This is a genomic window from Bradyrhizobium septentrionale, assembly GCF_011516645.4.
Taxonomy (GTDB): domain Bacteria; phylum Pseudomonadota; class Alphaproteobacteria; order Rhizobiales; family Xanthobacteraceae; genus Bradyrhizobium; species Bradyrhizobium septentrionale.
On record NZ_CP088285.1, the window covers coordinates 969,568 to 988,782 of the forward strand.

A 19,215-nucleotide genomic window follows, 5' to 3' on the forward strand; every position below is an offset into this window, starting at 1 on the left:
GTGATGTCGCGTTATCGCTGCGGCAAAGATGTCTCATGGGTCGGGAATGCTTGTCCACCTGCCCAAAGTCATCAATCACCCGCATTTTGTAACAAACAGTCTCCGGGCGTTGTATCCTCGAATCGGCCTGATTCGCGCTCGCGACGCCGGCTTTCTCGTGTGGTCACCGCGTTCCCTCGACATCAAAGACCCTCCCGCAGAAGGGGGAACCCGCGTCCATGCTCCCCGGCCTTCGTTTCCTGTTCGCTGCGATCGTGCTGGCGACGTCGCTTCTGGTGTTCGGGTTAGGCGCGGCCGCGCTGCTGCGCGCCGCGCATGAGGAATTCGCCAGCATTCCGGCCCGCCGGGCGCCGCCCGAGCCGCAGTTCGCGCAGCAGGCTGAAGCATCACCGGTGCTCGCCATGGTGCGGGTCGAGCCGCCCGTCGCTGACAAGGTGACGGTAGACACTGCGCCTCCTGCGACCCCGGCTGCGTCCGAACCTGCCGCTCCCGCCGAGACCGAGCCTCCGGCCGAGCCGGAGGAACTCGCCGCCGTGAAAGCGGACGATCCATCCCCGCCCGCCCCGCCGAAGCCGGAAGCGGCGGCGGTGGAGATGTCAGCGCCAGCGCAATCCGCCGAGACTGCCTCGCAAGCCCCTGCCACAGATCCCTCGCCGACATCCCAGCCGGCACCGGTACCCACCGAAGCGGCGCCGGCCAGCACCGAGACCAAGATCGCCGCAGTGGCCGATCCGCCCGCCGCAAGCAGCGAGCCCGCGCCTGCCGCACCAGCAATGGCTCCGCCGGAGCCGGCACCGCCGCCGTCCCCCGAGGCGATCGCGGCCGCGACGAAGATCGCAACGCTGGGCGGACCGGAGGTCGTCGTCGCACAGCCGGCGGCGCCGAAGGCCATTGAGGCGAAGAAGCCGGAGCGCAGCGCGACCAGCAAGCCGGAGCACCGGAAGCAGCGACGCCGGATTGTCCGCACGCCTCCCGCCCGGCAGGTCGTTCAGCAGCTCGATCCGTTCGGCCAGCCGGTGCCGCTCACCCGGCGCTAGAGCTTTTTGTTTTGACGCGTTTTCTTCACGCGAACCGGCGTCCATCCCGCATTAAGTGCGGGACAGGCTTTGCTCGAAAACGCTCTGGTTGCCGATCAGGCAGGTCCCGTCGCGATCGGCGGGCCGCTGGCCTGCCCCCATTCCGACCACGAGCCGTCATAAAGCGCGGTGTCGGTGACGCCGATCCGGTAGAGCGCGAGCGTCAGCACGCCGGCCGAGACGCCTGAACCGCAGCTCGTGACGATTGGCGCGTCGAGCTTCACGCCGGCGCCTGTGAACGACTTGCGCAGCTCGTCGAGCGGCTTCATCTCGCCGGTCGCGGCATCGAACAGTTGGTTGTAGGGCACGTTGCGCGCGCCCGGGATGTGGCCGGCGCGAATGCCCGGCCGCGGCTCCGGCGCGCGGCCCTCGAAGCGATCCGCAGCGCGCGCATCGATCACCTGCTCGGCACGGCTTTGGACATTGGCGATCATCTGCTCGATGCTGCGCACGCGCTTCGGATCATAGCTCGCCGTGAAGGTCGCAGGCTTCGGCTTCACCTCTCCGCTCTCGACCGCCCTGCCCTCGGCGCGCCACTTCTTCAGACCGCCGTTGAGAATGCGCACGTTGCGATGGCCGTAGGAGAGGAACATCCACCAGGCGCGCGGCGCCGCGACCCAGCCGCCGGCGTCATAGATCACGACGGTGTCGGCATTGCTGACGCCGAGCGCGCCGATGTCGCGGCCGAACTGCTCGGCGCTCGGAAACATATGCGGCAGCGGATTGGCATGGTCGGAGACCGCGTCGACGTCGAAGAACACCGCGCCCGGCAGATGCGCGGCGAGATAATCGTCCTTCGGCAGCGGCAGCACGCCCGGCAGCTTGAAGGTCGCATCAAGCACCTTGACGTTGGCATCGCCGAGATGCGCAGCCAGCCATTCGGTCGAAACGAGCGGATCGTCGGTGGTCATCATCTTACATGTCTCTCCATCGTCATTGCCGGACTTGATCCAGCAATCCATCTTCTTTTTGAAACGATGGACACGCGGGTCCCGGCTACGCAAAGGCTTCGCCGGGCTCTCGGTAAAGTGGCCGCCGAAGCTTCTAAGCGAAGGCGGCAAGCCCGCGTGTGACATCCACTAGCCCTTCTTCTTCGGCTCCCAGGCCTCGATCGGCCCGCCGGCCTCGCGCCAGGCGGCGAAGCCGCCGCCCATATGCGCCACCGGCTTCAGGCCCATGTCCTTCGCGGTCTTGGCGGCGAGCGCCGAGCGCAGGCCGCCGGCGCAGTGGAAGATGAACTTCTTGTCTTCCTGGAAGATCGGCTTGGCGTAGGGGCTGTTCGGATCGATCCAGAATTCGAGCATGCCGCGGGTGCAGGAGAACGCGCCCGGGATCTTGCCGTCGCGCTCGATCTCGCGGGGATCGCGGATGTCGACGATCACGACGTCATTCTTGCCGATCAGCGTGATCGCATCGGCCGCGCTGATGGTCTCGATCTCGGCATTGGCCTCGTCGATCATCACCTTGATGCCGCGGTGGATGTTCTGGGGCATGAGGCTCTCCCTGATGATTATTGGCGCGCCCACAGGCGCGCGACGCATAGTGCGTTTACCGCACCAGCTCCCGCATCGCATGCTCCAGACCTTCGATCGTGATCGGATACATACGCTCGGAGAACAGGCGGCGGATGATGGTGGTCGATTCCGAATAGTCCCAGTGTTTCTGTGCCACCGGATTGAGCCACACCGCGTGCGGGTAAGTACGCGTGATGCGGTCGAGCCAGACCGAGCCGGCCTCTTCGTTGACATGCTCGACCGAGCCGCCGGGAACCATGATCTCGTAAGGCGACATCGAGGCGTCGCCGACGAACACCACCTTGTAGTCGTGCGGGTATTTATGCAGCACATCCCAGGTCGGCGTGCGATCGGTGAAGCGCCGCTTGTTCTGCTTCCAGACGCCCTCATAGAGGCAGTTGTGGAAGTAGAAATATTCCATGTGCTTGAATTCGCTCTTGGCGGCCGAGAACAGTTCCTCGACCTGCTCGATATGCGAATCCATCGAGCCGCCGATATCGAAGAACACCAGCACCTTGACCGCGTTGCGCCGCTCCGGGCGCATATGCACGTCGAGATAGCCGTGGTTGGCGGTCTCCTTGATCGTGGTGTCGAGGTCAAGCTCATCGGGCGCGCCGGTGCGCGCGAACTTGCGCAGCCGCCGCAGCGCGACCTTGATGTTGCGGATGCCGAGCTCGACATTGCCGTCGAGGTCCTTGAACTCGCGCTTGTCCCACACCTTCACGGCGCGGTTGTTGCGGTTCTTCTCCTGGCCGATGCGCACGCCTTCGGGATTGTAGCCATGGGCGCCGAACGGCGAGGTGCCGGCGGTGCCGATCCACTTGCTGCCGCCCTGGTGGCGGCCCTTTTGTTCCTCGAGCCGCTTCTTCAAGGTCTCCATGAGCTTGTCCCAGCCCATGGCCTCGATCTGCTTCTTCTCTTCCTCGGTGAGATATTTCTCCGCGAGCTTCTTCAGCCACTCCTCGGGGATCTCCGCCTTGCCCATGGCGTCGAGCAGGCTCTCGAGCCCCTTGAACACGGTGCCGAACACGCGGTCGAACTTGTCGAGATTGCGCTCGTCCTTCACCAGGGCGGCACGCGACAAATAGTAGAAGTTCTCGACCGTTTGTTCGGCGAGATCAGCGTCGAGCGCTTCCATCAAGGTCAGATATTCCCGTAGCGTCACGGGGACCTGGGCGTCGCGCAGCGATGTGAAGAACTGCAGGAACATACTCACCTAGATCGCCCGCTGGACCGGTGGCGTCAAGGGCCTAGCCATGCCGAGACCGGCCATCCGCCTTGATCTGGCCCCCTGCAGCCATGCTTTGCCGGGTCCACCCCAACGGCATCGTCTCCCCGTATCCGTGCTGCAGTCATTCCGCACGGCGGAAACATGACGCCTAACATTCCATACGCACCCTGCCGTTCAGGGTCCCGCTGCGCTGCGGAATCCGCCCTAGACCGTCCGGCTTTTTCAATTACAATTGCGCCTGACAAGACATTGGGCAGGACGTTTGAATGGGCATCATTGCGGCACTGGTGATCGGTGCGATTGCCGGCTGGCTCGCTGGGCTGATCGTGCGCGGCGCGGGCTTCGGGCTGATCGGCAACATCGTCGTCGGCATCGTCGGCGCGCTGGTGGCGAGCTGGCTGTTGCCGCAACTCGGCATCAGCCTCGGCGGCAGCGCGATCCGCGACATCGTCAACGCGACCATCGGCGCGGTGGTCGTGCTGGTGATCGTGTCGCTGATCAGACGCGCGTGACCAGAAAATTTGCATTCCCAACGGCCGCTGCGAGAGCGGTCGTTTCATGTTGAGGCCCAAGTGGCGGCCCATGCGGCCAACGAACCAAGCAAGGCAAAGAGATCGATGAAATTCACGGGTACCAAGGACTACGTCGCCACCGATGACCTCAAGGTCGCCGTCAATGCCGCCATCGTGCTCGAGCGCCCGCTGCTGGTGAAGGGCGAGCCCGGCACCGGCAAGACCGTGCTGGCCGAGGAAGTCGCCAAGGCGATCGACGCGCCGCTTTTGACCTGGCACATCAAGTCGACCACCAAGGCGCAGCAGGGCCTCTACGAGTACGACGCGGTGTCGCGGCTGCGCGACAGCCAGCTCGGCGACGCCCGCGTGTCCGACATCAAGAACTACATCAAGCGCGGCAAGCTGTGGGACGCCTTCACTCACGAGAAGCGCCCGGTGCTCTTGATCGACGAGATCGACAAGGCCGACATCGAATTCCCCAACGATTTGCTGCTCGAGCTCGACCGCATGGAATTCCACGTCTACGAGACCGGCGAGACCATCAAGGCGAAGCTGCGCCCGATCGTGATGATCACGTCGAACAACGAGAAGGAACTGCCGGACGCCTTCCTGCGCCGCTGCTTCTTCCACTACATCAAGTTCCCCGACGCCGACACGATGGGCAGGATCGTCGACGTGCACTTCCCCAATATCAAGAAGCGGCTGGTGGAAGAGGCACTGCGGATCTTCTTCGAGGTGCGCGAGGTGCCGGGCCTGAAGAAGAAGCCCTCGACCTCCGAGCTGCTCGACTGGCTCAAGCTGCTGCTTAACGAGGACATCACGCCGGAAATGCTCAGGGAGCGCGATCCGCGCAAGCTGATCCCGCCGCTGCACGGCGCGCTGCTCAAGAACGAACAGGACGTGCATTTGTTCGAGCGGCTGGCCTTCCTCAGCCGCCGCGAAGTCTAGTTCCGATATCGGCAGGCGCCGGGGCATTCGCTCCGGCGTTTTGCTTCCACAGCTCAAACAACAAGAAGACCAGGGAAGATGAACGTCCAGACCCAAATCCGCGCCGCCGAGCCCGTCACAACAGAGCATTTCGACGTCCTGATCGCAGGCGCCGGCATCTCCGGCGTCGGCGCCGCCTACCACCTCACCACGCAATGCAAGGGCACCAGCTTCGTGGTGCTGGAGACGCAGAAGACCTTTGGCGGCACCTGGTCCACCCACCGCTATCCCGGCATCCGCTCCGACAGCGACCTGCACACTTTCGGCTATCGCTTCAAGCCGTGGACCAGCGCGCCGATCGCGAGCGCGGCCGAGATCCTGAAATACATGGGCGAGGTGATCGAGGAGAACGACCTCGCCCGCCACATCCGCTACCGCCACACCATCACCGCGGCGAAGTGGTCGAACGAGACCAACCTCTGGACCGTCGATGCGGTCCGTATCGACACCGGCGAGAGGCTGCGCTTCACCACCAACTTCTTCTGGATGTGCCAGGGCTATTACAGCCACACCGAGGGCTACACCCCCGAATGGACCGACATGGCGAAGTTCAAGGGTCCGATCATCCATCCGCAGACCTGGCCCGATGACCTCGACTACAAGGGCAAGCGCGTGGTCGTGATCGGCTCCGGCGCTACGGCTGCGACCCTGATCCCGGCGATGGCCAAGGATGCCGGCCATGTCACCATGCTGCAGCGCTCGCCGACCTATTTCCGCACCGGCCGCAACGCGATCGAGATCGCCGAGGAACTGCGCAAGCTGCAGGTCGACGAGAGCTGGATCCACGAGATCACCCGCCGCAAGATCCTGCTCGACCAGGACACCTTCACCCGCAAGACCTTTGCGGAGCCCGAGGCTGCCAAGAAGGATCTGCTGTCGGCGGTGGAAGCCTATCTCGGCAAGGATTACGACATCGCCACCCACTTCACGCCGCGCTACCGGCCGTGGCGGCAGCGCATCGCCTTCATTCCGGACGGCGACCTGTTCCAGGCCATCAAGGGCGGCAAGGCCTCCGTCGTCACCGACGAGATCGACCGCTTCACCGAGAACGGCATCCTGCTCAAGTCCGGCAAGGAGCTCGAGGCCGACATCATCATCACCGCGACCGGCTTCCACCTCTCCGCCAATGGCGGCATCGACTTCGCAATCGACGGCAAGCCGCTCGAGTTCAAGGACACCGTGACCTATCGCGGCATGATGTTCACCGGCGTGCCGAACCTCGTCTGGGTGTTCGGCTATTTCCGCGCCAGCTGGACCTTGCGTGTCGACCTGGTCGCCGACTTCGTCTGCCGCCTGCTGCAGCACATGAAGGCGACCGGCGCGAACAAGGTGACGCCTGAGCTGCGCCCCGAAGACCACAACATGCCGCTCTTTCCGTGGATCGATCCGGAGAACTTCAACCCCGGCTACATGATGCGCGGCATGCACCTGTTGCCGAAGCGCGGCGACAAGCCCGAGTGGCAGCACAACCAGGACTACTGGGCCGAGAAGGACGAATTCCCGGCGATCGATCTTGCGGACAAGGCGTTCGTCTACGGCTAGCTCCCTCCTGCCTGTTCCGTCATCCTGAGGTGCCCGCGAAGCGGGCCTCGAAGGATGCACGGCCACCAGCGGGGCCGTCGACCCTTCGAGACGCCGCTTCGCGGCTCCTCAGGGTGACGGTGTGAGATGGAGCGCGCTGATCAAGAAGGATCATCGCACCTCTCCTCCCTCACGCATACTCCGGCAGTTTCGCCGCCACCTCGGGGGTCTTGCCGCGGATCATGTCGGAGGCCTTGTCGGCGATCATCAAGGTCGAGGCGTTGAGGTTGGCGGAGATCATCCGCGGCATGATCGAGGCGTCGATCACCCGCAGCCCCTGCATGCCATGGACCCGGAGCTGGTCGTCGACCACGGCCCACGGCGCGTCCGCCGGACCCATCCGGCAGGTACAGCCGGGATGGAAGGTGGTGGTGCCGCGCTGGGTCGCGGCGGCGAGCAGCTCGTCGTCGCTCGTCACCTTCGGACCCGGGAAATCCTCATAGGCGTAATACGGCGCGAGCGGCTCGGAGGCGAGCAGCCGGCGCGCCAGCTTCATGCCGGCGACGACGACGCGGCGGTCGATTTCCTCGGCGAGATAGTTGGTCTGGATGATCGGCGGCGCGAACGGATCGGCCGAGCGGATCCGGACATAGCCGCGGCTCTCCGGCCGCTGCTGCCATGACGCCACTGTCATGCCGGGCTCGTCCTCGAGCTGGCCTTGCACGCCTTCCTTGTAGCTCGCCGGCGTGAAAGTGAGCTGCAAATCGGAGCTCTCGGTGGTCTCGCCGGAATGCCAGAAGCAGTAGACCATGGTCGGCGACAGCGACAACAGCCCGCGCCGCGTCGTCGCCCATTTGATTGCTTCGCCCCACAGGCTGAAACCGCGGCGCATTTCGTTGATGGTCCGGATGTTCTTGACCCGCGCCACCGAGCGCGGCGCGTAGTGATCCTGCAGGCCTTCGCCGACACCCGGCAGCGCGTGACGCACCTCGATGCCGTGCGCCTGCAGCAGTTCGGGCGAACCGACACCGGAGAGCTGCAGCAGCTGCGGCGAGTTGTAGGCACCGCCGGAGAGGATGACCTCCTTGGTGGCGCGGATCTCGAGCGGATCGCCGTATTTGCCGCCGCGGTTGTAGCGCACGCCGACCGCGCGCTTGCCCTCGAAGATGATCCCGGTGACGTGGGCATGGGTGCGCACATCGACATTCGGCCGCTTGCGCGCCGGATGCAGATAGGCGGTCGCCGCACTGACGCGCAGGCCGTTCAGGATGGTGCGCTGGCAGTACGACACGCCCTCCTGGATCTGGCCGTTGTAGTCAGGATTGCGCGGAATGCCGAGGCTGACCGCGCCCGCCATGAAGGCCTCGCAAAGCGGGTCCTGCCAGTCCATCGTTGTGACGGTGAGATTGCCGTCGCGGCCGCGATAGGTGTCGTCGCCCTCGCCGATCCTTCGCTCCATGCGCCGGAAATACGGCAGCACATCGGGATAGCCCCAGCCGCGATTGCCGAGCTGCGCCCAGGTGTCGAAATCCTGGCGCTGGCCGCGATTGTAGATATGGCCGTTGATCGAGGACGAGCCGCCGAGCGTCTTGCCGCGCGGCGCGTAGATGCTGCGGCCGCCGGTGTAGGGACCCACCTCCTGCTGGTAGGCCCAGTTCACGCTCTTCATGTGGAAGGTCTTGATGAAGCCGGCCGGCAGATGGATGTAGGGATGCCAGTCGCTCGGCCCCGCCTCGAGCACGCAGACCCTTGAGCCCGCGTCCTCGCTCAACCGGTTGGTCAGCACGCTCCCGGCGGAGCCTGCGCCGATGATCACATAATCGAACGTTTCCATCGTCTCGTTTCTGGCGCCGACCAAAGCGTCAGCGCGGTTTTTCGTTGAGTTGAGAGTTGAGATGGGCCTTCACCGTCGGCCATTCGCTGGCGATGATGCTGTAAACCACGGTATCGCGCAACGTGCCGTTGGGCGCGATCTGATGGCTGCGCAGGATGCCGTCCTGCTTGGCGCCCAGACGCTCGATGCCGCGCCGGCTCTGGTGATTGAAGAAGTGCGTGCGGAACTCGACCGCGATGCAATCGAGCTTCTCGAAGGCGTGTTGGAGCAGCAGCAGTTTGCACTGCGTATTGACCGCGCTGCGCTGCACACGCTTGGCGTACCAGGTCGAGCCGATCTCGACGCGGCGGTTCGGCGTGTCGACGTTCATGTAGGTCGTCATGCCGGAAATCTTGCCGTCGGCGTCGAACACCGTGAACGGCAGCATGGTGCCCGCGGTCTGCAGGCCAAGCCGGCGGTCGATCTCCTTCGCCATGTTCTCCGGCTGCGGAATCGCCGTGTACCAGAGGTTGGAGAGGCCGCCGTCTTTCACGGCTTCCGTCAGACCATCGAGGTGAGCGTGCGACAGCGGTTCGAGCCGCGCATGCGCGCCGCGAAGGGTGACGGGTTCAAGCCAGGGCATTCGAACATCCTCTACGTAGAAGCAGGACCTCACTTTAACCCGTCATTGCGAGCGAAGCGAAGCAATCGATCTATCCGCGCATGTGGAGGGATGGATTGCTTCGTCGCTGCGCTCCTCGCAATGACGGCGAGTGCATCATTTGTTCAAGAAGTTGAGCGGCAATCCCGGGCGCGGCCAGTCCATCGCGATCAGTTCGCCCTTGCCCGACAGCGTGATGTAAGCGGTCTTCAGCTCGGGGCCGCCGAAGGCGATGTTGGTGGTGACGCGGTCGCCGGTCGGCACCTGCTCGACCACGGTGCCGTCGGGCGCGATTACCGAGATGCAGCCCGAGACCAGCGTCGCGACGCAGACATTGCCGTTCGCCTCAACCGCAAGCGAGTCAAACATCTGATAGCCGCCGAGGCCGGCGATCGGCTTGCCGCGCTCGCCGCGATAGATGATGTCGCGCGGCTTGACGGTGCCGGGCTCGGAAATCTCATAAGCCCACAGCCGCGCCGTCGGCGTCTCCGCGATGTAGACGGTCTTCTCGTCCGGCGACAGGCCGATGCCGTTGGCCGGCAGGATGCCGTGCACGGCCTCGACGATCTCGTTCATGCCGGGCTTCAGATAGTAGAACGCGCCGACATCCATGTCGCGGGCGCGGCGCTTGCCGAGATCGGAGAACCACAGGCCGCCCTGCCTGTCGAACACAAGATCGTTCGGCCCGCGCAGCTCATGCTCGCCGCATTTCGTCACCACGGTCTCGAGCTTGCCGGATTGCAGATCGACGCGCTGGATCGAGCCACCGAGATAATCCTCGGGCTGCGGCCCCGGCATGATCATGTTCTTGGTCGGGATCCAGGAGAAGCCGCCATTATTGCAGATGTACATCTTGCCGTCGGGACCGAGCGCCGCGCCGTTCGGGCCGCCCGGCACCTTGGCGACGATCTCCTTGCGCCCGTCGGGATAGACCCGGGTCAGCCGCTGGCCGCGGATTTCGACCAGCACGACCGAACCGTCGGGCATGACGACCGGGCCTTCGGGAAACTCGAGATCGGTGGCGAGAACTCGGATATTGGCCATGGCATCCTCCCGGCTCTTGGGCTGCAGGCGGATTCCGAACGGCCCCGCACGCGCAACATGTTATTTCTCCTGTTATGGCAAAGTGGGTTTGGCTTGCCAAGCAATCAGCGGCGCAACGCTGCCCGGCGTTGAGGTGGGTGGGCTGCGCCATAACCACACCAACGGCGTCGTCCTGGCGAACACTACCAAACCCGTCATCCTGAGGTGGCCGCTTCTTCAGCGGCCCTCGAAGGATCGACGGCCACCAGCCGGGCCGTGCATCCTTCGAGGCTCGCTCCGCTCGCACCTCCAGCGACAAGGCGAAGCCTTTGCGCGGGGATGACGGAGTGAGTTCGGATTGGAATGTTAGACAGCGTATTCGCTGTCATCACCCGCGCATGCGGGTGATCCAGTATTCCAGAGACGCTGGTGCTTGAACCGAGGGGCCGCGGCGTACTGGATCGCCCGGTCGAGCCGGGCGATGACAAATGTGGTGGGGATGCAGCTTCGCCTTCTCGCGACATATTTGCCCGAGCTTTGCTCTTTCGTTCCACCCTCTCTCGATCAGAGGGCGCAGGGAAAGCCGGATGCCGATCGCACCCATGGGCCCCGAGCAATGGGTAGAAAGCTCGGGGGTAGGACCACAGGTGTAACCGGAGCAATCCGGCTTTCCCTGCGCGATGGGTTACGGCTTATTTCGTGCTCTCCCCGGCGAGACTGGGCTTTTTTGTCACCGCCTTCGCAACACGCGTTCGCATCTTGCGAGAGGACACCTGCCGCTAGGGCGTCAGGACCACACGACTTCACCGTCCGCTTCATGCGCACTCGTCAGTTGCGCACCAAGCGTCCACCGCATCTCACCGCACACCCGTGACGATCGCGAAGCGCCCCTCGATCGGGTGAGACGGGCAAACCATACACTGAGTTGCACTTCTGATAAAGCGAAATATTTTCGCGCGCGAGGATTGACAGGTTTTACTGAGTTGCCCGTCGGGTTGGTTTGTCGCACCCTCCTTTCGTCATTCCGGGGCGTGCGAAGCACGAGCCCGGAATCCATCAAGCCACACGTCGTGCGGATCAATGGATTCCGGGCTCGCGCCAAGCGGCGCGCCCCGGAATGACGATGGGAGCGAGCTCAGCTCAACGTCCCCGCGTGCACCCACCAGCCGGGGTGATCGGCGCGGAGCTTTTCGCCGGCGGCCTCGGCGTCGGCGTCGGTTTCGAAGATCGCAAAGCAGGTCGCGCCGGAGCCCGACATGCGGGCGAGGCGAACGGCCTTCGTCGCGCGCAGCGCGGACAGCGCCTCGCTGATGACGGGCTCGATCCGCGCGGCGGGGCCTTCGAGATCGTTGGTGCCGCGCTTGAGCGCCGCGATCCAGTCGTCGACCGCGTGGCCCTCCGGCCAGGACGGCGCCTGCATCATGACGTCGGTGGCGCCGATCAGGAGCTCGCCGTGACGCAGACCGAGCGCGTTGAAGACGTCCCTGGTCGCCACCGGCACGCGCGGATTGACCAGCACGCAGGGCATTTTCGGCAGATCGAGCGGCAGCAGGCCTTCGCCGACGCCGGTCATGTCGCAGGCGCGCGAGGCGACGCAGACCGGCACGTCGGCGCCGGTCTGCAGCGCGACCGCCATGATCCTGCTATCGTCGAGCGAGAGCTCGTTGAGCCGCGCCAAGAGCCGCAACGCGGCCGCGGCGTCCGCCGAGCCGCCGCCGATGCCGGCCGCCACCGGCAACACCTTTTCCAGCGTGAAGTGGCCGACCTTGAGGTCGACGACCTGCTCGCCGAGCAGGCGCGCCGCCTTGAGCACCAGATTGTCTGACGTATCGCCGCAGGCATCGGCCAGCGGTCCTGACATCGCCAGCGACAGTTCGGAGCCCGGCTCGAGCGTGAGACGATCGGCGCAATCGGCAAACGCGACAACGCTCTCGAGGTCGTGAAACCCATCGACGCGCCGCCCGACAACCTTCAGCGTCAGGTTGACCTTGGCACGCCCTTCTTCAATCAGCGCCGGCACGGCGATAAACCCCTAAAAACAAACATTGTGATGCGATTAGCGTAAATCGCCTCACGATCCTATTCCTTTGTTGGCACGGAAATTCCGGGTTTTTTGCATGCGCCGGATGCCAGCAAACCGTCATGCCCGGGCGTAGCCGTCCGAAGGACGGCGTCGCTTCCGCTCGCCTATGTCCCGGGCATCCACGTCTTGGACGCGAAGAAAGACGTGGATGGCCGGGTCAAGCCCGGCCATGACGATGAGGAAACGGCAATGCCCGGGACAAGCCCCGGCATGACCGATCTCTTCCGAAAATGTAGCGCGAGGACGCTTGCTCTGAGCCTCGCCGCCTAGCCGCCCTTACCGTCGTCGTCCTTCTTCTTGTCGGCGGAGGCGGCGGAGGAGTTGGCATCGTCCGGCAGGCCGTTGTCGATCTTGGCCTGGATCTTCGGCAGCTCGTCCGGCTCGGGCTTGAGGTCGCGCGCATGCGCCCACTGGAACTTGGCTTCCAGCGTGCGGCCGACGCGCCAATAGGCGTCGCCGAGATGGTCGTTGATGGTCGGATCTTCCGGCTTCAGATCGATCGCGCGCTCGAGGTTCTTCACCGCCTCCTCGAAATTGCCGATCCGGTAATAGGCCCAACCGAGGGAGTCGACGATGTAGCCGTCGTCAGGGCGCTGATCGACGGCACGCTTGATCATCTTCATGCCTTCGTCGAGGTTGATGCCCTGGTCGATCCAGGAATAGCCGAGATAGTTCAGCACATGCGGCTGCTCGGGCTGCAGCTCGAGCGCCTTGCGCATGTCGGCCTCGGCCTTGTTCCACTGCTTGGAACGCTCCTCGCAGATGCCGCGGTAGTAATAGGTGACCCAGGCGTTCTTGTCGCCGCCGGCCGGCAGCGCGTCGATCGCCTGCGAATAGGTGGTGGCGCAGTCACCGAACTTCTTGCGGCCGCGCTCGATATTGCCGAGCGCCAGGATTGCCTCGATGTCCTTCGGCTGCTCTGTTGTGACTTCCTTCAGGATCTTAATCGCCTCGTCGCTGCGGTCGGCGGCGTCGAGATTGGTCGCGAGCTGGATCTGCGCGTTGCGCTTCAGCGGCGACGACGCCGGCATCCGCTCATAGACCTTGATCGCCATCTGCGGCTTCTTCACCGATTCATAGAGATCGGCAAGCGACAGCAGCGCCAGCGGATGGTTCGGCTGCAGATAGAGCGCGAGCTGCAGATAGACCAGCGCGAGGTCCTCGCCGCCGCGGCGGGTCAGCGTGGCGCCGATGCCGTACAGCGCCTCGGCGGCGCCGGCCTGCGGTGAATCGATCAGCGGCGGCAGCTTCTTGCCGGCCTTGGTCTCCTTGATGCCTTCCAGCACCAGCGGGTGCCGCGGCAGCTTCTTGTCGAAGGCCTCGTACATCGCAGTCGCAGCGGCTGCATCCTTGTTGCGCGAGGTCCAGCGCGCATATTCGTCGACCGTGCGCAGCATCGAATCGTCGAGCTTGTAGACGCGCTCGAAGCGGGCGCCGGCATCCTTGTCCTTGCCGGCGAGCTCGTAAATCATGCCGGCGTGCAGGTCCTTGAAGATCGGATACCATTCCGGGCCGGTCAGCTTGTCGATCGCGGCAACCGCGCCCTTGCTGTCGCCGGCGCCTTGGGCGGCCCAGGCCGACAGCAGCGTCGCGACGAGATCGGTGATCGGGCCGCGGACCGACTGGTTGATGTTGGACTGCGCGGCGGCGTATTTCTTCTGCTTGAGGTCGCGCACGCCGACCACGAGGCGGGCGACGCGGTTGGCCTTGTCCTGGGTCAGGATGCGGTCGGCGAGCTTGACCGCCTCCTCGATGTCGCCGTCGGCGAGCGAGGAGATGAAGGCGCGGTCGAGCAGCTCGGAGTTCTTCGGATCGGTGCGCAGCGCCGAGCGGTAGAACGCCGCGGCCGAGGTCGCATCGCGCTCGACGCTGGCGTGGCGGGCCGCCAGATAGCTGCCGGCGGTGGTCAGCGATTTCAGGTCGGTCTTGCTCGGGAACTGCGCGGTATTGTCGGTCGGATGGTCCGGCGTTTGCGCCGACAGCTGCGCGGGCACGGCAAGCGCCGCCGCAGCAAGAAGGGCAATCGTCAGTCGGTTGAAACGGGTGGACAGCATCACGGTCGCCTTGCTCCAGGGGTTTAAGGCCACGAAGGATTTACGGCCAAGATCCTCGCGACAAGATCTTGCGATCAGTCTCAAAATGCGAACCCAAGCGGCGGCATCACGGCGAGCGGACAATGCCGCTTTTGGCGCTCTACCGCAAGGATAGCCCATGACGAATCAATTGGCAGATTAGGCCTTTACGCCCGCCGATCCAGCCAGCACCACCGCAAAAGCCTCCCACTATGGCGGTATCGTGACCGGGCCGGGCACATTCGCGTGCAGACGCAAAAAGCCGCGGCTCCCGGCGCCGCAGGCCCCCTTTTCGCCGCTCTCGCCGGAGTTGGCGATGCGATCCGGCCGATCCTACGAAAGGACAAGCCAAGCGCAGCTCGCGGCCGCCTCACGCAAATGTGGCCGGCTACCAGCCCTACATCGCCTCGTAGTTCGGACCGCCGCCGCCCTCCGGAGGAACCCAGGTGATGTTGCCGTTGGGGTCCTTCACGTCGCAGGTTTTGCAGTGGACGCAATTCTGGGCGTTGATCTGGTAGCGCGGTGTGGCGCCCTCCTCGACCCATTCATAGACGCCGGCCGGGCAATAGCGGTTGGACGGACCGGCGAACACGTCGTGCTCCGACGTCTTCTGCAGGTTCATGTCGGCGACCTTGAGATGGACCGGCTGGTCTTCCTCATGGTTGGTGTTGGACAGGAACACCGACGACAGCTTGTCGAACGAGATCTTGCCGTCCGGCTTCGGATAGGCGATCGGCTGGTGCTGCTTCGACGGATCGAGCGTCTTGCGGTCCGGCTTGGCGTGCGACTGGGTGCCGAACAGCGAGAAGCCGAGCGTATTGCACCACATGTCGAAGCCGGAGAGCACCATTCCGAGCATGTTGCCGAACTTCGACAACAACGGCTTGGCGTTGCGGACCTTGAACAGGTCCTTGCCGATCGCAGACGAACGCCAGGCATTCTCGTAGTCGACGAGTTCGTCATTGGCGCGTCCGGCACCGAGCGCGGCCGCGACGTGCTCGGCGGCGAGCATGCCGGAACCCATCGCATTGTGGACGCCCTTGATGCGCGGGACGTTGACGAAGCCTGCCGCACAACCGATCAGCGCGCCGCCCGGGAAAGAGAGGCGCGGCACCGACTGGTAGCCGCCCTCGGTGATGGCACGCGCACCATAGGCCAGCCGCTTGCCGCCCTCGAACAGCTCGCGGACATCAGGATGAGTCTTGAAGCGCTGGAATTCGTCGAACGGCGACAGATACGGGTCGTTGTAGTTCAGATGCACGACGAAGCCGACCGCGACGCGGTTGTCGTCGTAGTGATAGAGGAACGAGCCGCCGCCGGTCTTGTCGTTCAGCGGCCATCCCAGCGTATGCTGAACCCGTCCCTTGCGGTGCTTCGCCGGATCGATCTGCCAGACCTCCTTCAGCCCGATGCCGAATTTCGACGGCTCGCTGTTGGCGTCGAGCTTGAACTTCGCGATCAGCTGCTTCGACAACGAGCCACGCGCGCCTTCGGCGAACAGCGTGTACTTGCCGAGCAGCTCCATGCCGCGGGTGTAGGAATCCTTGTGGCTGCCGTCCTTGGCGATGCCCATGTCGCCGGTCGCGATGCCCCGCACCGCGCCCTTGTCGTCATAGAGCACCTCAGTGGCGGCAAAGCCCGGATAGATCTCGACGCCGAGCGCTTCCGCCTTCGGCGCCAGCCAGCGGCAGACGTTGCCGAGCGAGCCGATGTAGCAGTGATGATTGTACATCAAGGGCGGCATGATGAAGTTCGGCAGGCGGAACCAGCCCTGCGACGTCGTCCAGTAGAAGCGGTCCTCCTTGACCTGCGTCTTCAGCGGACAATCGGCGTTGTCGCGCCAGTCCGGGACGAGCTTGTCGAGCGAAACCGGATCGATCACCGCACCGGACAGGATGTGCGCGCCGACCTCGGAGCCCTTCTCCACCACGACGATCGAGAGCTCCGGATTGAGCTGCTTCAGCCGGATCGCGGCCGACAGGCCCGAGGGGCCGGCGCCGACGATGACGACATCGAATTCCATAGACTCGCGCGGAGGAAGGTCTTCAGCACTCATGATCCTGGTCTCAGCCCATTGAGAACGCTTCTAAGCTTTTCAAAAGTCGTTGTTTCCGATTTTTGACCGAAGAACAACCATGGAATCGCACTTCCATGGGTTTGCACGGCCCCGATACCTTAAGAGAATAATCTTTTCCAAAAACCGGCCTCCACTTTTCCCGATCATGCTCTAGATTGCAGCTATCATGGCCCTGACGCCCGAGCCCGCCCCTACACTGCAGCAATTGCTTGCCTTTTACCTCGAGGCCGGGGTCGATTGCGCGCTTGGCGACGCGCCGATCAACCGGCTGGAGGAGCCCGAGCCAGTTCCCGCGCCCGCGGCGCCGCGTCCATCAGTGGCACTCAATCCGCTGCGTCCCCCGCCGCTGGCGATGCCTGCAGTTCCGCGCAGCGAAATCACCGTCGCGCCGGACGCCGCGATCGCCTCCGCGCGCGAAGCCGCACGCACCGCGCCGACGCTGGAAGCCTTGCGCGCGCTGATGGAGACATTCGACGGCTGCGCGCTGAAGCACACCGCGACCAGGCTGGTGTTTGCCGACGGCAATCCAGAGGCGCGGGTGATGTTCGTCGGCGAGGCGCCGGGCCGCGACGAGGACATCGAGGGGCTGCCGTTCGTCGGCCGCTCGGGAAAACTGCTCGACCGCATGATCGCAGCGATCGGGCTCGACCGCAGCAAGGCCTATATCGCCAACGTCATTCCGTGGCGGCCGCCGGGCAACCGCACGCCGACACCGCAGGAGACCCAGGTGTGCCTGCCCTTTATCCAGCGTCATATCGAGCTGGTGAATCCGGACGTGCTGGTGACGCTCGGCAATCCCTCGACGCAGGCGCTGCTCGGCACGCGCGAGGGCATCATGCGCACGCGCGGCAAATGGATCGACTACGACACCGGCACCCGCACGATCCGCGCCGTCGCTACGTTCCATCCGGCCTATCTGCTGCGCTCGCCGTCCTACAAGAGGCTGTCCTGGCAGGATTTGCGCGCGATCGCGAAGGTGTTGCAGCCGGCGACGGCGTAGATCGTTGCTGCGTAGCGTGGGTTAGCGCAGCGTAACCCACCGACTTGCTCACCGCGGAGAGGATGGTGGGTTACGCCTTCGGCTAAGCCACCCTCATATGGGGATTTGTAAATCAAGCTTCTTCGAGAAGTCAGGGTTGGGGTTTGACGGCAAGAGGGCGGCGCGCGGAGCCATGCGTAGCGCAGCGCGACGACCTGGTCCGAGGCGAGGATTGGCTTCCGAAGATTTCTGCAGCTCACTGCATCACCTCATATCCGGTCGGACCAATGTCCGTACCCACCTTCCGCATGCTTGCGGCGAGGAAGCCTGGCGCGGATGAGACCCATCTACGAAACGGCGGTTGAAGCCCTAGGGTGGCACGGTCATCATCCATCCTGCACGGAGCGCGGCGAAGCCGCGGTGCGTGGTGGTGTGGTTTGTTCTACGCCTTCATGGTTGCCAGCTCGGGAACGAGGCCGGTGGTGAGGTAACGCCACAGCGCCACGATCAGCTTGCGCGCCAGGGCGACGATGGCGATGCGTTTGGCGCGCTTGCCGGCGTCGGCGGTGCGGGCACGGAACCAGCGGCTGAGCGCGCTGTCGCCCTGGTGGCGGAGCCACAGCCAGGCCAGTTCGATCGCCTTGTGTCGGGCGCGCCGATTGCCGGCCTTGCTGATGCCCTGCTCGCGATCGATGCCGCCGCTCTTCCAGGGACTGGGCGTCAATCCGCAATAGCTGGCGACCTCGCGCCGATTGCGGAAGTCCTTGTAGAACAGCTCATTCACCAGCGTTGCGGTGAAGGCCGGGCCGAGCGCCTTGAGCCGCTGCAATTGATCCCGCCGCTCGACCATCGGCGTGGTAACGGCCGGAGAAGCGTCCGCAGCCTGGGCCTGCTCCAGCGCCGCGAGCTGCTCACGCACCAGCATCAGCCGCGCGTGCTCGCGCTTGATCTCGGCCAGAAGATGCGGCGGCAGCGGCTCGCCCTGCCAGTCGCGCTGCCGCTCGAGCCAGGCAAGCCAGTCCCGTCGGCGTGGGTTGCCGACCGCCATCCCCAGAAGGCGCAGCAGCGCCTTGATCCGGTTGGTGTGGGCGGTCTGCTCGGTGACCAGCCGGTCGCGTTCGCGGCTGGCGCGCCGGGCGTCCTCCGCTTCCACCCGCGGCACGCGAACGATCCGGACCACCCGCGGCTCGCCCCGCAGATAGGCCATCAGGGTGCGCAACAGAAGCTCGCCGTCGATCCGATCCGTCTTCGCCCGCCGCGCGCGCTGCTCCACCGCAATGCTTGCCGGATCGAATACAAAGTTCGTAACCCCGGCTGCTTCCAATAGCCGGTGCAGCCAAAAGCCGTCATAGCCGGCTTCATAGCAGCTCACCACACCGGGCGCCGACCCGAACTTCTCCGCCACCTTGGCGCGGATCCGCTCGATCAACGCCAGTAGTTCGGTGTGATCGCCCCCTTCCAGCTTGTGGCGCGAAATCCGATCCCGGTCCGGGCTGTGCAACGTCACAAGCCACGTCTTCTGACTCAGTTCGACCGCAACGAAAATTGTGCCACAATGGTCGGCGGTGGGCGTGCCTGTGGTCGATGCTTGCATCTGACTTCTCCGATGGTTCGAGTGTGGAAACCCAAACCTATCGGAAAGGCCACGCTCACCGCCCCATGGAAT

15 protein-coding genes are annotated in these 19,215 nt (G+C 64.5%); 5 read left to right on the forward strand and 10 right to left on the reverse strand.

Going from position 1 to position 19,215, the window contains the following annotated elements:
• The first annotated feature begins 218 nt into the window (after positions 1 to 218).
• The gene (locus HAP48_RS06580) at positions 219 to 1,037 is read left to right on the forward strand and encodes a hypothetical protein (protein WP_166214424.1); all 819 of its coding nucleotides are present in this window, start codon (positions 219 to 221) and stop codon (positions 1,035 to 1,037) included.
• A 95-nt stretch (positions 1,038 to 1,132) separates the two neighbouring features.
• On the opposite strand, the gene sseA is transcribed toward HAP48_RS06580, so the two are convergent.
• The 3 genes from sseA to HAP48_RS06595 all read right to left on the reverse strand — a co-directional run bounded on the left by sseA (position 1,133) and on the right by HAP48_RS06595 (position 3,800).
• Positions 1,133 to 1,987 carry a 3-mercaptopyruvate sulfurtransferase gene (gene sseA, locus HAP48_RS06585; RefSeq protein ID WP_166216845.1) on the reverse strand — a complete coding sequence of 285 codons (855 nt, stop codon included), beginning with the start codon at positions 1,985 to 1,987 and terminating at the stop codon, positions 1,133 to 1,135.
• A gap of 168 nt (positions 1,988 to 2,155) precedes the next feature.
• The gene (locus HAP48_RS06590) at positions 2,156 to 2,569 is read right to left on the reverse strand and encodes a rhodanese-like domain-containing protein (RefSeq protein ID WP_016847778.1); all 414 of its coding nucleotides are present in this window, start codon (positions 2,567 to 2,569) and stop codon (positions 2,156 to 2,158) included.
• A gap of 55 nt (positions 2,570 to 2,624) precedes the next feature.
• Positions 2,625 to 3,800: a vWA domain-containing protein gene (locus HAP48_RS06595; RefSeq protein WP_166216842.1), complete on the reverse strand. Its 1,176-nt coding sequence runs from the start codon at positions 3,798 to 3,800 to the stop codon at positions 2,625 to 2,627.
• Between the two features lie 287 nt (positions 3,801 to 4,087).
• On the opposite strand from HAP48_RS06595, the gene HAP48_RS06600 reads away from it, so the two are divergent.
• The 3 genes from HAP48_RS06600 to HAP48_RS06610 all read left to right on the forward strand — a co-directional run bounded on the left by HAP48_RS06600 (position 4,088) and on the right by HAP48_RS06610 (position 6,862).
• Positions 4,088 to 4,333, forward strand: coding sequence for a GlsB/YeaQ/YmgE family stress response membrane protein (locus tag HAP48_RS06600; protein ID WP_166214423.1), 246 nt, complete (start codon positions 4,088 to 4,090; stop codon positions 4,331 to 4,333).
• A 105-nt stretch (positions 4,334 to 4,438) separates the two neighbouring features.
• Positions 4,439 to 5,281, forward strand: coding sequence for an AAA family ATPase (locus HAP48_RS06605; RefSeq protein ID WP_166214422.1), 843 nt, complete (start codon positions 4,439 to 4,441; stop codon positions 5,279 to 5,281).
• 78 nt (positions 5,282 to 5,359) lie between these two features.
• Positions 5,360 to 6,862 (forward strand): flavin-containing monooxygenase, encoded by a 1,503-nt coding sequence (locus HAP48_RS06610; RefSeq protein WP_166214421.1) that lies wholly within the window; start codon positions 5,360 to 5,362, stop codon positions 6,860 to 6,862.
• A gap of 169 nt (positions 6,863 to 7,031) precedes the next feature.
• Here the strand turns inward: HAP48_RS06610 and HAP48_RS06615 are convergent, their stop codons facing one another.
• From HAP48_RS06615 to HAP48_RS06640, 6 genes are all read right to left on the reverse strand, one after another.
• A complete protein-coding gene (locus HAP48_RS06615; protein WP_166214420.1) occupies positions 7,032 to 8,675 on the reverse strand; it encodes a GMC family oxidoreductase in 1,644 nt (547 codons plus the stop codon).
• Between the two features lie 28 nt (positions 8,676 to 8,703).
• Positions 8,704 to 9,297 (reverse strand): GNAT family N-acetyltransferase, encoded by a 594-nt coding sequence (locus HAP48_RS06620; RefSeq protein ID WP_166214419.1) that lies wholly within the window; start codon positions 9,295 to 9,297, stop codon positions 8,704 to 8,706.
• Positions 9,298 to 9,432: 135 nt separating this feature from the next.
• A complete protein-coding gene (locus tag HAP48_RS06625) occupies positions 9,433 to 10,359 on the reverse strand; it encodes an SMP-30/gluconolactonase/LRE family protein (protein ID WP_166214418.1) in 927 nt (308 codons plus the stop codon).
• Between the two features lie 1,114 nt (positions 10,360 to 11,473).
• Entirely contained in the window at positions 11,474 to 12,358 is an 885-nt protein-coding gene (locus HAP48_RS06630; protein WP_166214417.1) for a 4-(cytidine 5'-diphospho)-2-C-methyl-D-erythritol kinase, read from the reverse strand.
• Positions 12,359 to 12,687: 329 nt separating this feature from the next.
• The gene (locus HAP48_RS06635) at positions 12,688 to 14,475 is read right to left on the reverse strand and encodes a tetratricopeptide repeat protein (protein ID WP_166214416.1); all 1,788 of its coding nucleotides are present in this window, start codon (positions 14,473 to 14,475) and stop codon (positions 12,688 to 12,690) included.
• 415 nt (positions 14,476 to 14,890) lie between these two features.
• A complete protein-coding gene (locus HAP48_RS06640) occupies positions 14,891 to 16,549 on the reverse strand; it encodes an electron transfer flavoprotein-ubiquinone oxidoreductase (protein WP_166214415.1) in 1,659 nt (552 codons plus the stop codon).
• A gap of 193 nt (positions 16,550 to 16,742) precedes the next feature.
• On the opposite strand from HAP48_RS06640, the gene HAP48_RS06645 reads away from it, so the two are divergent.
• Entirely contained in the window at positions 16,743 to 17,570 is an 828-nt protein-coding gene (locus HAP48_RS06645) for a uracil-DNA glycosylase (protein ID WP_166216839.1), read from the forward strand.
• A gap of 421 nt (positions 17,571 to 17,991) precedes the next feature.
• On the opposite strand, the gene HAP48_RS06650 is transcribed toward HAP48_RS06645, so the two are convergent.
• Positions 17,992 to 19,143 (reverse strand): IS110 family RNA-guided transposase, encoded by a 1,152-nt coding sequence (locus HAP48_RS06650; RefSeq protein ID WP_166214414.1) that lies wholly within the window; start codon positions 19,141 to 19,143, stop codon positions 17,992 to 17,994.
• Positions 19,144 to 19,215 lie beyond the last annotated feature (72 nt).

Coding starts and splice junctions, on each gene's coding strand:
- HAP48_RS06605 (WP_166214422.1), top strand. CDS start 4,439: ATGAAATTCACGGGTACCAAGGACTACGTCGCCACCGATGACCTCAAG.
- HAP48_RS06635 (WP_166214416.1), bottom strand. CDS start 14,475: ATGCTGTCCACCCGTTTCAACCGACTGACGATTGCCCTTCTTGCTGCG.
- HAP48_RS06640 (WP_166214415.1), bottom strand. CDS start 16,549: ATGAGTGCTGAAGACCTTCCTCCGCGCGAGTCTATGGAATTCGATGTC.
- HAP48_RS06610 (WP_166214421.1), top strand. CDS start 5,360: ATGAACGTCCAGACCCAAATCCGCGCCGCCGAGCCCGTCACAACAGAG.
- HAP48_RS06615 (WP_166214420.1), bottom strand. CDS start 8,675: ATGGAAACGTTCGATTATGTGATCATCGGCGCAGGCTCCGCCGGGAGC.
- HAP48_RS06595 (WP_166216842.1), bottom strand. CDS start 3,800: ATGTTCCTGCAGTTCTTCACATCGCTGCGCGACGCCCAGGTCCCCGTG.
- sseA (WP_166216845.1), bottom strand. CDS start 1,987: ATGACCACCGACGATCCGCTCGTTTCGACCGAATGGCTGGCTGCGCAT.
- HAP48_RS06590 (WP_016847778.1), bottom strand. CDS start 2,569: ATGCCCCAGAACATCCACCGCGGCATCAAGGTGATGATCGACGAGGCC.
- HAP48_RS06625 (WP_166214418.1), bottom strand. CDS start 10,359: ATGGCCAATATCCGAGTTCTCGCCACCGATCTCGAGTTTCCCGAAGGC.
- HAP48_RS06650 (WP_166214414.1), bottom strand. CDS start 19,143: ATGCAAGCATCGACCACAGGCACGCCCACCGCCGACCATTGTGGCACA.
- HAP48_RS06580 (WP_166214424.1), top strand. CDS start 219: ATGCTCCCCGGCCTTCGTTTCCTGTTCGCTGCGATCGTGCTGGCGACG.
- HAP48_RS06620 (WP_166214419.1), bottom strand. CDS start 9,297: ATGCCCTGGCTTGAACCCGTCACCCTTCGCGGCGCGCATGCGCGGCTC.
- HAP48_RS06600 (WP_166214423.1), top strand. CDS start 4,088: ATGGGCATCATTGCGGCACTGGTGATCGGTGCGATTGCCGGCTGGCTC.